The sequence below is a fragment of the Pseudoalteromonas sp. P1-9 genome (assembly GCF_001399975.1).
Classification (GTDB): domain Bacteria; phylum Pseudomonadota; class Gammaproteobacteria; order Enterobacterales; family Alteromonadaceae; genus Pseudoalteromonas.
Map to the genome: position 1 here is coordinate 1 of NZ_LKBD01000026.1, position 13,598 is coordinate 13,598.

At 40.1% G+C, this 13,598-nt stretch carries 13 protein-coding genes and 1 pseudogene; 7 read left to right on the forward strand and 7 right to left on the reverse strand.

Translation table 11 applies throughout. The annotated features are described in order from the left end of the window. Nucleotides 1-330: 330 nt before the first annotated feature. Nucleotides 331-1,428 (forward strand): tRNA (uridine(54)-C5)-methyltransferase TrmA, encoded by a 1,098-nt coding sequence (gene trmA, locus AN214_RS14930; protein WP_054980512.1) that lies wholly within the window; start codon nucleotides 331-333, stop codon nucleotides 1,426-1,428. Nucleotides 1,429-1,450: 22 nt separating this feature from the next. Here trmA and fabR read toward each other — a convergent pair whose 3' ends face one another. Next, nucleotides 1,451-2,071 carry an HTH-type transcriptional repressor FabR gene (fabR, locus tag AN214_RS14935; RefSeq protein ID WP_054980456.1) on the reverse strand — a complete coding sequence of 207 codons (621 nt, stop codon included), beginning with the start codon at nucleotides 2,069-2,071 and terminating at the stop codon, nucleotides 1,451-1,453. 127 nt (nucleotides 2,072-2,198) lie between these two features. Between fabR and AN214_RS14940 the strand changes: the two genes are divergently transcribed. From AN214_RS14940 to AN214_RS14950, 3 genes are all read left to right on the forward strand, one after another. Further along, entirely contained in the window at nucleotides 2,199-3,335 is a 1,137-nt protein-coding gene (locus tag AN214_RS14940; protein WP_054980457.1) for a fatty acid desaturase, read from the forward strand. Nucleotides 3,336-3,350: 15 nt separating this feature from the next. Next, on the forward strand, nucleotides 3,351-4,772 hold the full coding sequence (gene sthA, locus AN214_RS14945) for a Si-specific NAD(P)(+) transhydrogenase (protein WP_054980458.1): 1,422 nt from the start codon (nucleotides 3,351-3,353) through the stop codon (nucleotides 4,770-4,772). Nucleotides 4,773-4,905: 133 nt separating this feature from the next. Next, nucleotides 4,906-6,291, forward strand: a complete 1,386-nt coding sequence (locus AN214_RS14950) for a TonB family protein (RefSeq protein WP_054980459.1) — start codon at nucleotides 4,906-4,908, stop codon at nucleotides 6,289-6,291. Here the strand turns inward: AN214_RS14950 and AN214_RS23335 are convergent. Continuing rightward, nucleotides 6,272-6,765 (reverse strand): annotated as a pseudogene (locus tag AN214_RS23335) (endonuclease V). The gene AN214_RS14950 and the pseudogene AN214_RS23335 overlap by 20 nt on opposite strands. 207 nt (nucleotides 6,766-6,972) lie before the next feature. After that, a complete protein-coding gene (hemE, locus tag AN214_RS14960) occupies nucleotides 6,973-8,040 on the reverse strand; it encodes a uroporphyrinogen decarboxylase (RefSeq protein ID WP_010562174.1) in 1,068 nt (355 codons plus the stop codon). 432 nt (nucleotides 8,041-8,472) lie between these two features. Between hemE and AN214_RS14965 the strand changes: the two genes are divergently transcribed. Further along, complete coding sequence (locus AN214_RS14965) at nucleotides 8,473-8,943, forward strand: Rsd/AlgQ family anti-sigma factor (RefSeq protein WP_010562175.1); 471 nt, start codon at nucleotides 8,473-8,475, stop codon at nucleotides 8,941-8,943. 21 nt (nucleotides 8,944-8,964) lie between these two features. Here the strand turns inward: AN214_RS14965 and AN214_RS14970 are convergent, their stop codons facing one another. The 3 genes from AN214_RS14970 to fkpA all read right to left on the reverse strand — a co-directional run bounded on the left by AN214_RS14970 (nucleotide 8,965) and on the right by fkpA (nucleotide 11,871). Then, nucleotides 8,965-9,537 carry a TetR/AcrR family transcriptional regulator gene (locus AN214_RS14970; protein ID WP_054980460.1) on the reverse strand — a complete coding sequence of 191 codons (573 nt, stop codon included), beginning with the start codon at nucleotides 9,535-9,537 and terminating at the stop codon, nucleotides 8,965-8,967. Continuing rightward, complete coding sequence (locus AN214_RS14975; protein ID WP_082428594.1) at nucleotides 9,538-10,998, reverse strand: coniferyl aldehyde dehydrogenase; 1,461 nt, start codon at nucleotides 10,996-10,998, stop codon at nucleotides 9,538-9,540. Between the two features lie 120 nt (nucleotides 10,999-11,118). Then, a complete protein-coding gene (fkpA, locus tag AN214_RS14980) occupies nucleotides 11,119-11,871 on the reverse strand; it encodes an FKBP-type peptidyl-prolyl cis-trans isomerase (RefSeq protein ID WP_054980461.1) in 753 nt (250 codons plus the stop codon). A 224-nt stretch (nucleotides 11,872-12,095) separates the two neighbouring features. Between fkpA and AN214_RS14985 the strand changes: the two genes are divergently transcribed. Both AN214_RS14985 and AN214_RS14990 read left to right on the forward strand, forming a co-directional pair. Further along, the gene (locus tag AN214_RS14985) at nucleotides 12,096-13,076 is read left to right on the forward strand and encodes a WD40 repeat domain-containing protein (protein ID WP_054980462.1); all 981 of its coding nucleotides are present in this window, start codon (nucleotides 12,096-12,098) and stop codon (nucleotides 13,074-13,076) included. Then, nucleotides 13,073-13,285, forward strand: coding sequence for a SlyX family protein (locus AN214_RS14990; protein WP_152960782.1), 213 nt, complete (start codon nucleotides 13,073-13,075; stop codon nucleotides 13,283-13,285). Before AN214_RS14985 ends, AN214_RS14990 begins: the two co-directional genes overlap by 4 nt. A gap of 17 nt (nucleotides 13,286-13,302) precedes the next feature. Here the strand turns inward: AN214_RS14990 and AN214_RS14995 are convergent, their stop codons facing one another. Beyond that, nucleotides 13,303-13,503: a YheV family putative zinc ribbon protein gene (locus tag AN214_RS14995; RefSeq protein WP_010562181.1), complete on the reverse strand. Its 201-nt coding sequence runs from the start codon at nucleotides 13,501-13,503 to the stop codon at nucleotides 13,303-13,305. Between the last annotated feature and the right edge of the window lie 95 nt (nucleotides 13,504-13,598).

Here is a 13,598-nt window from a genome sequence, read left to right on the forward strand (position 1 = left end):
CATCTCATTTATGGTTAATTTAATGGCTGGATTAATTGCCTATACCTTTCAGACTAAAAAGCCGAGTATAAAAGTGACTCGGCTTTAATACTTATGCAGATCTGAGGTTAGTTAAGTATGTAATTCGATGTTGCTAAGGCGAAGTTTTCTGATGAAGTGCTTCTAAATCGATAAATAATAACGTGATTAACAATCAAAAAAGCCCGCGTAAATGATTCGCTATTTAAGCGAGTCAGTATAAGTATGTCACATTTTTTCTATGCTATAACTGGACAAAGAAAAACCACAACCTACAATAGCGCGACTCGCACACTAGAGGTTAAAAAGCATATGCCTGTAATTCAAATAGATACTTCACAATACGACGAACAACTTGCTGAAAAAGAACAACGTATCAGCCAACAATTCGCGCAGTTTAACGCGCCAAAATTAGAAGTATTTGCGTCTAAAGCAAAAAATTACAGACAACGTGCAGAGTTTCGTGTGTGGCATGAAGGTGAAGATTTGTTTCACATTATGTTTGACCCTGAAACTAAAGAGAAAATCAGAGTTGATCAGTTTGATCCTGCAGCACCATTAATTTGTAAATTAATGCCACGTTTGTTAGATCTGCTAAAGCCGAATGAAATTTTACGTCGTAAACTCTTCCAAATTGATTATTTGTCGACACTAAGCGGACAAATTCTTGTTAGCTTGATATATCACAAGCAACTTGATGACGAATGGGTAAACGAGACTAATAAGCTAAAGGCGTTGCTAAAAGAAGAGTTTGATATCGATTTTATTGGCCGAGCTCGCAAGCAAAAAATTGTGCTTGGTGAAGAATATGTCATTGAAAAGCTGAATGTAGATAATCGTGAACTTGTTTATCAGCAAGTTGAAAATAGCTTTACTCAGCCAAACGCCAAGCTAAACGAGCAAATGCTCGAATGGGCAATTGATGTCTCAAAACCTCTAAATAATGATCTACTTGAACTTTATTGTGGTAACGGTAACTTTTCAATTGCGTTAGCGCCAAGCTTTAATCGCGTACTCGCCACCGAAATTTCCAAATCTTCGGTTAAGTCCGCACAATTTAATATTGCCGAAAACAAAATCGACAACCTCGATATAATCCGTATGTCGAGTGAAGAGTTCACTATGGCAATGAATGGTGAAAAAGAGTTTTCCCGCTTAAACGGTATCGACCTTAAAAGTTACAACTGTCAAAGTATTTTAGTCGATCCGCCACGTGCAGGTTTAGATAAAGACACCACTGATTTAGTGCAAGGGTATGACAACATTATCTATATTTCATGTAACCCAGATACGCTGGAAAGAGATCTACAACAACTAACTGAAACTCATAACATCGCGCGTTTTGCGATTTTTGATCAGTTCCCGTATACCCATCATATCGAGTCCGGCGTATTTCTAACGCGCAAGTAAAACATTCATCATAAAAAAGCAGCTATTTAGCTGCTTTTTTTTCTTTGGTATAGCTTGATGCCCCTTTAGCAATATAACGCAATTGCCAAATAATACGCTCGGTAAGTTGCTCACGCTGTGGCTTGGTGAGATCAAGCGCTTCAGCGCCTGCGTTAAATACTAACGTAACCATTGCTTCTGCTTGAATATACGCGTGATTAGTATCACAACCAGTCTCATTTTCTAAATAATGTGCGAGTTCAAGAATAAAGTGTTTAATTTCACGAGCAACTGCCGCCCTGAAAGCTTTTGATGTACCCGAACGCTCTCGCAATAATAAACGGAACTGGTTACTCGACTCATCAATAAACTCCATAAACGTCAACACAGATATATTGATAATACTGCCACCACTTTCAATACGACGACGAGCCTGACGCATCAATTGACGCAACATCAAGCCTGCTTCATCAACCAAGGTTAACCCAAGTTCATTCATATCTTTAAAGTGGCGATAAAAAGACGTAGGTGCTATTCCCGCTTCGCGTGCGACCTCACGTAAACTTAGATTAGAAAAGCTATGCTCAGCACTCAGCTGGTTAAAAGCCGCTGCAATTAAAGCCTGTCTTGTCTTTTCTTTTTGTTGTGCGCGAATACCCGACATACGTCCCCCATCTAATTTGCACGCAGTTTACCACAGAAAAAATATTTATGAATTTTGTCGAATTCACTTGATAAAAAGGCCATATAAAACTATTTTAGCGTACAAGTGTACGCTGAGATTTTTAAGAATGAAAAAACCACCTATTATTTGGCTTAATACCCTCTTTTTTACCATCACCTTTTTAGCTGCTGTCACCATCGTGCCTTGGTACGGTCTAGCATATGGCTACAGTAGCGCAAACTGGATCGCATTTATTGCATGTATGTTTTATTGCGGTTTATCAATTACTGCCGGTTATCACCGTTTATGGGCGCACAAAACTTATGAAACCCATCCCGTGATTGAGTTTATTTTTGCCATCGGCGGTGCGTTCTCAATTCAAAACAGCGCGTTACATTGGAGTTCAGATCACCGCTTACATCATGGCAAAGTTGATGACGCTGATCACGACCCTTATGCTGCGACTCGTGGATTTTGGTACAGCCACATCGGTTGGATGCTGCGCGAATATCAAGCACATAGATACAACGACTACTCAAACTGCCGAGATTTACAAAAAAATCGTATTGTGATGTGGCAACATAAACATTATTTGGCGCTTACCCTTATTACCAACGTTGGTATTCCACTAGTGCTTGGTCTGATGTTTGGCAATGTATGGGGAATGTTACTTCTTGCGGGTTTATTACGTTTAGTACTGAGCCAACACTTCACCTTTTTCATAAATTCGCTGGCACATATTTGGGGTTCTCGCCCGTATACTGAATCAAATACCGCCCGCGACAATGGTTTTTTAGCGTTATTCACATACGGTGAGGGATACCACAACTTCCATCATATTTTCGCATCTGATTACCGCAATGGTATCCGATGGTGGCATTACGATCCTACAAAATGGCTGATAAAATCACTGTCATTTTTGGGATTAGCCTCAAAGTTACGCAAAACACCGCAAGAGCGAATTGAACGTGCAAAAGCGGCAACTTTAATGGAAAAAACCAAACGTACCTTGCTTGAAAAGCAAGACAGTCATGTGCAATTAGATAAACTACAGCACGAATATGAGTTGTTATTAAGTAAAATACAGCACTATTATAAAGTAAGAAAACGCTTACTAGAGATGCGCAAAAACAAAGTGATACAGCAATGTGAGCAATCACAATTGAAAAAGCAGTATAATGACATTAAAGCGTCTTTAATAAACCAACAACAAAACTGGCTGGCGTTAAACAAAGCCTTAATTAAAGGGCTCGCAATAAACTAGTTAAAGGAACACTCTGTGACAAAAAAACAAGCGACTAAAAAACAGTATGATTATGATGCCATTATAATTGGTACTGGCCCTGGTGGTGAAGGTACTGCTATGAACCTTGCGAAAAGTGGCAAGCGCGTAGCGGTTGTTGAAAAACAACCGAAAGTGGGTGGTGGTTGTGCTCACTGGGGTACAATTCCATCGAAAGCACTGCGCCACTCGGTTAGTCGCTTGATTGAGTTTAATTCAAACCCGCTGTTTAATTCACAAGCTCACAGAGAGCGCATGACCTACCCAGATATTTTAGATCATGCGAGTAACGTAATTTCAAAGCAGGTTAATTTACGCACCAGCTTTTATGATCGCAACCGCATTACGCTAATTCATGGCGAAGCGAGCTTTGTTGATAAAAATACGATTTCAATTTTAAAAGACGACGGCTCGAGCGAGTCATTATCAGCGCAAACAATTGTGATCGCGACGGGCTCTCGCCCGTATCGCCCTGCTGAAATCGACTTTAATCATAAACGCGTTTACGACAGCGATACCATTTTAGGCCTCAAGCACGACCCTCGTCATATTATTATTTATGGTGCAGGTGTAATTGGCTGTGAGTATGCTTCTATTTTTCGCGGCCTAGGCGCTAAAGTAGATCTTATAAACACCCGTGATCGCCTACTCGCTTTCCTTGATGCAGAAACATCTGATTCATTAAGTTACCACTTTTGGAATAGCGGTATTCTAATTCGCCATAACGAAGAGTTTAAAAAAGTAGAAACCCGCGATGATTGCGTCATTATGCATATGCAATCAGGTAAAAAAATGCAAGCTGACTGCCTACTATTTGCCAACGGCCGAACAGGAAACACCGACAAGCTTAACTTATCAGCAATTGGTTTAAGTTCAGATAGCCGGGGTAATTTGAAAGTAAATGAAAACTATCAAACTGAAGTCGAAAATGTATATGCAGTTGGCGATGTAATTGGTTACCCCAGCCTTGCAAGTGCGGCATTTGATCAAGGTCGAATCGCAGCAGATGCCATCACCACAGGCGAGTGTAATAAAAAACTAGTTCGTGATATTCCAAGCGGTATTTATACTATTCCAGAAATTAGTTCCGTTGGCCGCTCTGAGCAAGAACTCACCGCAGCAAAAGTACCGTATGAGGTAGGTCGCGCGCAGTTTAAGCACTTAGCTCGCGCACAAATTGCCGGTACAGAAGTTGGCAGCCTAAAAATCCTATTCCATATTGAAACAAAAGAGATTCTAGGTATTCACGTGTTTGGTGAGCGTGCCGCTGAGATCATTCACATTGGGCAAGCAGTAATGGAACAAAAAAATGGTGGCAACACCATAGAATACTTTGTTAATACGACATTTAACTACCCAACCATGGCAGAAGCTTATCGAGTAGCTGCGCTTAACGGGTTGAATCGGTTAATTAAATAAAGCAAAAAGACACTTTATGTCAGGTTTATTACAAACATTCACATAAAGTGCCGCTTTTTTAAACTAATGCTTGAGATCGTGTAAAATTATTGTAAACTTAAAAGCCTAAAAAAATAATAATAGGCTGTTAAGTATGAAAACCCCCACTCTATTACTTGCCTCAGCACTATCTTTGTTTTCTGTAAGCAGTTTTGCGGACTATTCAACTGCAAAGTATTATGAAAAACAGGGAGATGTTGAAAAATATGTGAGCGAACTAACTAAGATTGCAAAACTTGGTCATGTTAATGCGCAATACGATCTCGCAACTGCCTATTTAAATGGCCAAGGCGTCGAAAAAGATATTACCAAAGCCTATGCTTGGTACTTATTAGCTAAAGATTTTGGCCACCCACAAGCGAAAGACAAATATCGCGAATTGCGTAAGCAAGTACCTTCGCGCCGTGAAGCAAAAGAAGCATATATCGACTTAAAAGATAGCTTTGGTAAAAAGCTTCATGATTCACGCTATGCGCCTATTTCAAAGCATACCAATTTCTTCCCTGAGCGCGCTAAATTATTAGAACGTGTAGAACCTGAAATTGATGGCAACACTCGTTCAGCGTCTAAAGCTTGGGTAACAATTGGCTATAATGTCAACGAAAGTGGGGTCGTTGAAGATAGCCGAATTCTAGCATCATTTCCAAAAGGCGTTATCGACGAAGCTGCTTTAGAAGCAGTGAAAAAATGGAAATTCGAGCCAGATGTAAGCCCAACAGGTGAACCACGTCGCGTATTTGATCTGGTTGCTTCATTTACTCTTGGTTCTGAAAATAGCAAAGTTAAACGTGAATTTGAGCGCGCACTTACTGAATACAAAACCAAGCTTGTCGAGCTTGCTGATAAAGGTAACAGTGTTGCACAAAATCGCTATGCATTAATGTTAGAACACGGTGTACTTGAAAAAGCATCAGAAAACGAACATATCGATTGGTATTACAAAGCCGCTATTAATGGCAATCATGATGCACAAATGCGCTTAATGCACTGTTTTGAAAATGGTGAAGGTTGCCAACCTGATGAAGAAAAAGCGTTTAACTGGTTACAACGTGCTTCCGAGTCTGGTAACGAACGCGCGCAATATCAACTAGCACGTATCATGTTAAATTACGGCAGCATTCATTATGATGTTGAAACCGCTGCTGAAATGCTAAAAACCGCAGCGCATAGCCAGTATTTACCAGCAATGATTGAATATTCTCGCTTACTCGCATTTTCTGACGTTGCTGAGTTACGTGACGCTCAAAGCGCAATAAAATATGCAGAGTTAGCACGTGCTGTTGATAATAATCACCCAGTACTATTATCAGTACTTGGTAGTGCGCACTCAGAACTTGGTCGTGTACAAGAAGGTCAGGTATTACTGCAACAAGCACTCAATGAAGCGAATAATCGCAGTTGGCCAGCACAAAACTACATTAAGTTAATTGAACTTAGTGAAGCCTCAATGATGGCTGACACTACATCTGACTCTTACTAAGCTTATCGGCGAGCCGAGTTGGCTCTGGTAAACGATATTTAGTGACACATTGAAGAGCAAGCTGCAAAGCTTGCTCTTTTGTTATTAAGTGACCAGGCGAAACAAAAAGCGGCTTCACCTTATCCCGTGAGCGTACGACATAACCACTCTTCTTATCATTGATCACCAGATCTGAAATCGACCCTTTAATTAACTCCGGCTCATCAAATTTACCAACCAAACAGCTTTTCGCAATACCTAGTGTCGCACATTTAAAATAACGCCTATATGACTCGCTACTCCGAGCCCTAACGGATGCGCAATACCCTGACCATCAAACATTAATACATCAGGTGAGATTTTAAGTTGCGCAAGCGCACTCAGTATTGCACCACCTTCTCGAAAGCTTAATACACCAGGAATATATGGAATTACGGTTGGGGCTTCATAAACAGTAAGCTCAACCATTTCTAGACTAGGAAAGCTGAGCACCACAATGGCAGCTCGTGTTGTTTTACCCTTGTTGGGAAATGCAACATCGATACCCGCAATGTATCACACAGGGTTTTGCATTGGTGTTAATTTAACTGTAGCAGCTAATTTTTGTTGAATTAACTTCGCGTTGGCAACGCTGCCAGGCCACGTAATAAAATCTGTAATCTCCATAAAGAAAAAAGCCTTGCTAGTGCAAGGCTCAATACATTATTTATTATGGTACTGTTTACTTAGTTCACCTACCGAGTTGATAAACACTCCAGCGTTTTCAGGGTCAACTTCTGGTGTAATACCATGGCCTAAGTTAAATACATGACCAGTTCCGTCACCATAGCCCTCTAGAATGCGCTGTACTTCTTGGCGAATACGCTCAGGCGTACCATGAAGCATTGCAGGGTCCATATTGCCCTGTAGCGCTACTTTATCCCCGATACGACGACGAGCGTCAGCAATATCAACAGTCCAATCAAGGCCAACTGCATCACAGCCTGTTGCTGCGATCGCTTCTAGGTTTAAACCGCCATTCTTAGTGAATAGAGTTACAGGTACTTTACGACCATCGTTTTCACGGATTAACCCATCTACAATTTTCTGCATGTAGGTTAATGAGAACTCTTTGTAATCACGCGGTGATAATACACCACCCCACGAATCAAAAATCATCAGCGATTGCGCACCGGCTTTAACTTGTGCGTTAAGGTAACTAATAACTGAATCAGCAAGCTTATCGAGTAGCATATGCAAAATCTCAGGCTCTGAGAAAGCCATTTTTTTAATTTTGCCAAATGTTTTACTGCTACCACCTTCAATCATATAAGTCGCAAGTGTCCAAGGCGAACCTGAGAAACCAATTAACGGTACTTCACCTTTTAATTCACGGCGAATTGTACGCACGGCATTCATCACATAGCCAAGTTCATCTTCTGGATCTGGAATAGGTAGATTAGCAACATCGGCCATTGACTGAATTGGACGTTCAAATTTAGGGCCTTCACCTGTTTCAAAGTATAAGCCTAAACCCATCGCATCAGGGATCGTCAGAATATCACTGAAAAGAATCGCTGCATCCAGTGGATAACGACGTAGTGGCTGAAGCGTTACTTCACACGCTAATTCAGCATTTTTACATAAGCTCATAAAGTCGCCAGCTTGCGCGCGTGTTGCACGGTATTCTGGTAAATAACGTCCAGCCTGACGCATCATCCATACTGGAGTTTGATCTACAGGTTGTTTAAGTAGCGCACGTAAATAGCGATCGTTCTTTAATTCACTCATGGTAGTGTAAAACCTAAAAAATAAAACTGCGCGAATTGTATCATTTAGAACGCTAACTAACTATGCGAAAGATCAAGCGCTAACGCTTTAAATGCGTAATTATTCATCTTTTTACCCTTATTTTGCTATTAAACGCCTATTTTTGAAATTTAACGTTGTTAAAATGAAAATAGTTTGTTATAAAATAGATACAAAAATAAGAGCTTGAATTAATCAAGTCAGAAAAAGTTTTATAACCACCCTATTGGGTGGTTTTTTCTTTTTATGCACATTGAAAATAAAGAACTTTTTCTAAGCACAAAATAGCATATTAAAAATCTTCTTAACTATCAGCTACTTAATCTAATTTAAATTAAATATGTTAAAAATCAGTTGACCTTTCATCAAGATTTCATTGTTATAGCTATTAGATTGAAGTAAAGGGACAAATATATGCTTACGAGATTAGAAAAAGCCAAAGAAGAATGGGGTGGAGCTCACTCGGCAATCGATAACTGGTTGCAAGAGCGTCAAGATTTACTCGTAATTTACTGTAAGCTTGCAGGTTTACCTCCCTATGAAAGAAGCGACCAAGCGCTACCGCAAAAGTCTGAAATTCTTGAGTTTTGTCAGATTCTGATGGACTATCTATCAGCAGGTCATTTTGAGATTTACGATAACTTAGTAAAAGCATGCGCTGAAAAAGGCCCAGAAAGCCTTAAACTTGCACAATCGCTTTATCCGCAAATTTCAGCATCAACTGATATAGCACTTAGCTTTAATGATGATTACGCTAACGCAAAAGAAAAAAGCTTAATGCCTAAGTTTGACGAAGACCTTTCAACATTAGGTCAAGTTCTTGAGCAACGCTTTGAACTTGAAGATGAGCTTATTGAGAATCTATACACTCATCACAGTGAATAAATGGCGCTTATTAACGCCATTTTAATTTCTGCAGATTAGCCCGAACAAACAAGTATTAAAGCTATTATCAATAAGCTTCTCAACATCCAAAATATTTGCCTGCTCGTGACTTAAATAAAGTATTGTATTAATAAGGCTTTGTTGAATATGCATTGCAATAAAGTCGGTTGGCAAAGCCACAAAGTTACCTTGCTGTTTTTGCAATTCAATATACTCAGTCAAAAAATAAAAGACACTATTCAAAACACCTTGTTTAAAGTCCACTTCAAGCCATGGACTGGCATAATAAATGGTAAAAAATGAAAACTTTTCAGGGTTATCAAGCCCCCATTTTATTGCGCTTCGCCACACACTTAATGCCTGTTCATTACTATTGATTGCATTATTTAACTGTAAACTTGCCACCAACTCCTGCTTCAGGCTTAAATACAGAGCTTCTACTAACACCTTCTTATTTTCAAAGTGATGAAATAAAGTTCCCGTCGCAACACCTGCATGTTTTGCAATGCTCGCGGTCGATGTTTCAGAGATACCTTGTGCAACAAATAGCGTTAATGCCGCGTCCAGTAAGGTTTGTTTTTTTGAGTTACCCATTTAACGTACAAACAACTTTGTGAGTAATGACTTTGCCAATCCCTTAAATTTTAAAATAAGCTTAACGCGCGGTAACCATAATGGTGTTTTTAATACTGTACGCTTATGGCAAAACGTTTCAAACCCTTCACGACCATGGTAATTACCAACGCCCGACTCGCCTATTCCACCAAATGGTGCATCATCAGCCCCCACATGCATTAAGGTATCATTAATACATACGCCGCCACTGTGTGTTTGCTGCAAAATCTGATTAATTACCAACTTGTCCTTAGACATAATATAAAGCGCCAATGGACGCGCTTTATTATTGATATAGTTTATCGCTTCGCTAAGTTCACTGTAGGTAATTACGGGCAACACAGGTCCAAATATTTCACTCTGACAGGCCAACATTTGCTCATTCACATCAATCAATAATTGTGGTGGCATAATGCGATTTTGCACGTCAATCTCATAGCCTTTAGGCGATAGCACGCGGGCACCTTTACTTTTTGCATCATCTAACAATGCTTGCAATCGTTCAAACTGCGCTAAATTGATAACGGCACCGTATTCATCATTAAACTTATCAACATCATATAAAGCAGCGAACCTTTCTAAATAAGTCTGACAAAATGCTAAATGCTGAGATTGCTCAACAAGCACGTAATCAGGCGCAACACAAATTTGACCCGCATTAACCGATTTACCAAGAAGAATCGCATCAGCCGCCTTTTCTAAATCAGAATCAGGCGTAATCACTACCGGAGATTTCCCGCCAAGCTCCAAGGTATTCGGTACTAATCGTTCGGCACACGACTTTGCCACTAAGCGCCCAACAGACGTCGAACCGGTAAAAAACACATGATCAAATGGAAGCTGAGTAAATTTTGTGGCGACCTCAGGCCCACCCTCAATAATCGTCACGCTCTCGCTTAGAGATGAAAAAATTTTACGTAATGCCTGATTAGTAAATGGCGTATACTCACTCAGTTTAACCATTACTTTGTTCCCAGCCGCCAACGCCGTTGCAATTGGCCCAATACTTAAAAATACAGGGAAATTCCAAGGCACAATTACCCCCACCACACCTTTAGGTTGTTTGTGAACATAAATAGATGATGGTGCGAGCAGCAAACCGGCACTGCGCCTTTCTGGTTTTAACCAAGTTTTTAAGTGCTTTAAAGTATAATTAAGATGCTGAACACTCGGTAATATATCCGCCATCAAACTATCAAAATCAGGACGCTTTCCATAATCTTGATTTAATGCAACTAGCAAGCTTTGCTGGTTTTCAATCAGGGCATTTTTCAAACTATTAAGCAGGGTTTTACGCTCAATTAAACTTGGCTGTTTATTCGTAAGGTATTGTTGCTTTAGTGTTGAAAATGATGCTTCAAGATCAATTGCATTTACATCTTGTTGTACTGATGCATCGACAGACTCAAGGTTAACGGGGTGTGAGGTGGATGAATTCATAAAACGTCTAAACCAAATAAAAACCGACTGATTAGTCAGTTTAATTTAGAGTAATAATTCAACAAAGGCAAATAAAAAAGCCACCCGACTTGGGTGGCTTTTTAAAACTGGTAATTAAAATTACTCAGAAGCAGCTTCTTTTTCAGCTTCAGGCTGAACTACTTTTAAAAGCTCAACTTCAAAAATTAGCGTTGAGTTTGCAGGGATCTTACCAAGGTCACGCTCGCCGTATGCAAGTTCAGAAGGGATAAAGAACTTGTACTTTGAACCTTCAGCCATAAGCTGAACACCTTCAGTCCAACCTTTAATAACGCGATTTAGTGGGAACGTAATTGGCTCACCGTGAGAGTAAGAGCTATCAAACTCAGTACCGTCAATTAGTGTACCTTTATAGTGAACTTCAACCGTATCTGTTGCTAACGGCTTCTTACCTTCACCTTCAGAAAGAACTTGATACTGAAGACCAGAATCAGTTGTTACAACGCCGTCTTTTTTGCCGTTTTCAGCTAAGAAAGCAACGCCTTGTGCTTTAACTTCTTCAGCTTTTGCTTGCGCCGCAGCTTGCTGCTTTTCAGCAACTTCAGTATTTAGTTTTGTTAGAAGCTCTTTAATTTCTTCTTCTGTTAGCTGTGATTTACCCGCTAGAGACTCTTCTAAACCAGCAATGATAAGTGCTTTATCTAGTTCAAAACCAACTTCAGTTTTACCTTCTAGATCTTTCTTAACAAACTCACCGATTGAAGCGCCAAGACCATATGCTTGTTTTTGTACTTCGGTCTCTAATTTTACTTCTGCTTTCGGTGCTTCTTTATTACATGCAGCAAGTGCAAGCACTGATGCAGCAACGAATGAAAGTTTAAATACTTTTTTCATCTTTTTCTCCGGCAAATAAAATGCCTTTTATCTACAATTATCTAAGTTAAAATTAAATGAGTTACATGATAGGCTGACAAACATCGATGTAAAACACAAATAATGACGACAAAGACGTTAACCTGAGACAACGCCGATAATTATTATCTGTAACTACCTTGTTCTCAAAACTCGTCCTAGTCTAACCTCTCACAGTCTAAGAGTTAAGGGAAATTAGATTAAAAATGAAGCCATTTAGTATAACTTTATTAATTTTTACCCTATTTACCTTAACGGCGTGCGATAACACTGATGTCGTACCGAACAATGCGCAAGAACATGCCGTGCAAGGCAGTTACGCCGCGGCCCTTAACTCCAATGGCAGCCTTGCAGTTGTCTCCTCTATCAATCATGGCATTTCAGTATGGAATTTGAATGACAATGCATTACTTTACCAATGGAGCCACCACCAAAGCGAAGACAACCTCGTTCTCGCTATAGACATTAGTGATGATAATAAGTTCGCGGTTACTGCCGATCGCACTAATTTTGCTGTCTGGAGCCTTGAAAATGGCGAGAATATCGGCTTTTGGAAAATCCAAGAATCGAGCATTCGCGATATCGCCATTAGCAATAACGGCCGTTACGTGCTTTATGGACGAGGTGACGGAAAAGTAATTCATATCGATCTAAATACCGGGCGCAGAATCGAATTTTTGGGTCACACCGAAAAAATCAACGCCGTCGATTTATCACCCAATGGCTATTACGCGCTAACAGGTGCAAATGATTACACCGCATATTTATGGGATACCCGCAGCGCACAGGTAGTTCACCGTTTTAATCATCCAAGTCGCGTCACCCAAGTAAGTTTAGATCGAGAAGGCCGCAGAGCCTTTACCGCCGACAGTAAAAAACAAGCAAGTGTATGGAACTTACAAACAGGCGAACAAATTAGTAACCTGCAATTCAGAGCACGACAAAAAGTATTTAGCGCAGTACGCTTTAGCTCTAATGCAAATCAACTACTCACAGGTTCGCCAGCACGCACCATTGCACTATGGGATGCAAACTCAGGAAAAGAGCTACAAACATGGCACGTAGCACCGCGCAAAGATTCGCGCCCAAAATCAGCAGTAGTATATGACATCGCTTTTAGCGATAATGGGCAGATTATCAGTGAAAGTTCTAACGGTTTATCTGAAACATGGCAAATGAACAAATAACCAATCTTGAAGCGCGTATTACCGAACTTGAAACAAAGGTAGCGTACCAAGATGAAACGATCGACATTTTAAACGACGAGCTAAAGCAGCATCAAATGGCGATGGCAAAAATGACCCGTCAAATTGAGTTGGTAGGTGAAAAGCTAAAAGAAATGAAGCCGTCTTCGGTCGTCGGTGAGGAGCATGAAACCCCGCCACCGCATTACTAAGTTTACATTAAGCCTGATCACTCAGGCTTAAAAACACCAATTACTTGTTCAAACTGGCGTGTTGACGCTTGAACTTGGCCTTCAGCCTGCGTCATAGTGTGGCCACATTCAACACACTCTACTTTTTCAACATCCATTTCTTTGTATAGCATCATAGTATCTTGCTTTTTACACTCTGGGCAGGTTGCGCCCGCGATAAAACGTTTTTTCTGTTTCATGGTTTTCAAATTAATCACAATGTTGATAAAGCGATTTTAACAAACAACACTGATTACTTGATATACTAGCGCAAGAAAAGTTTTCAAAAATGCTT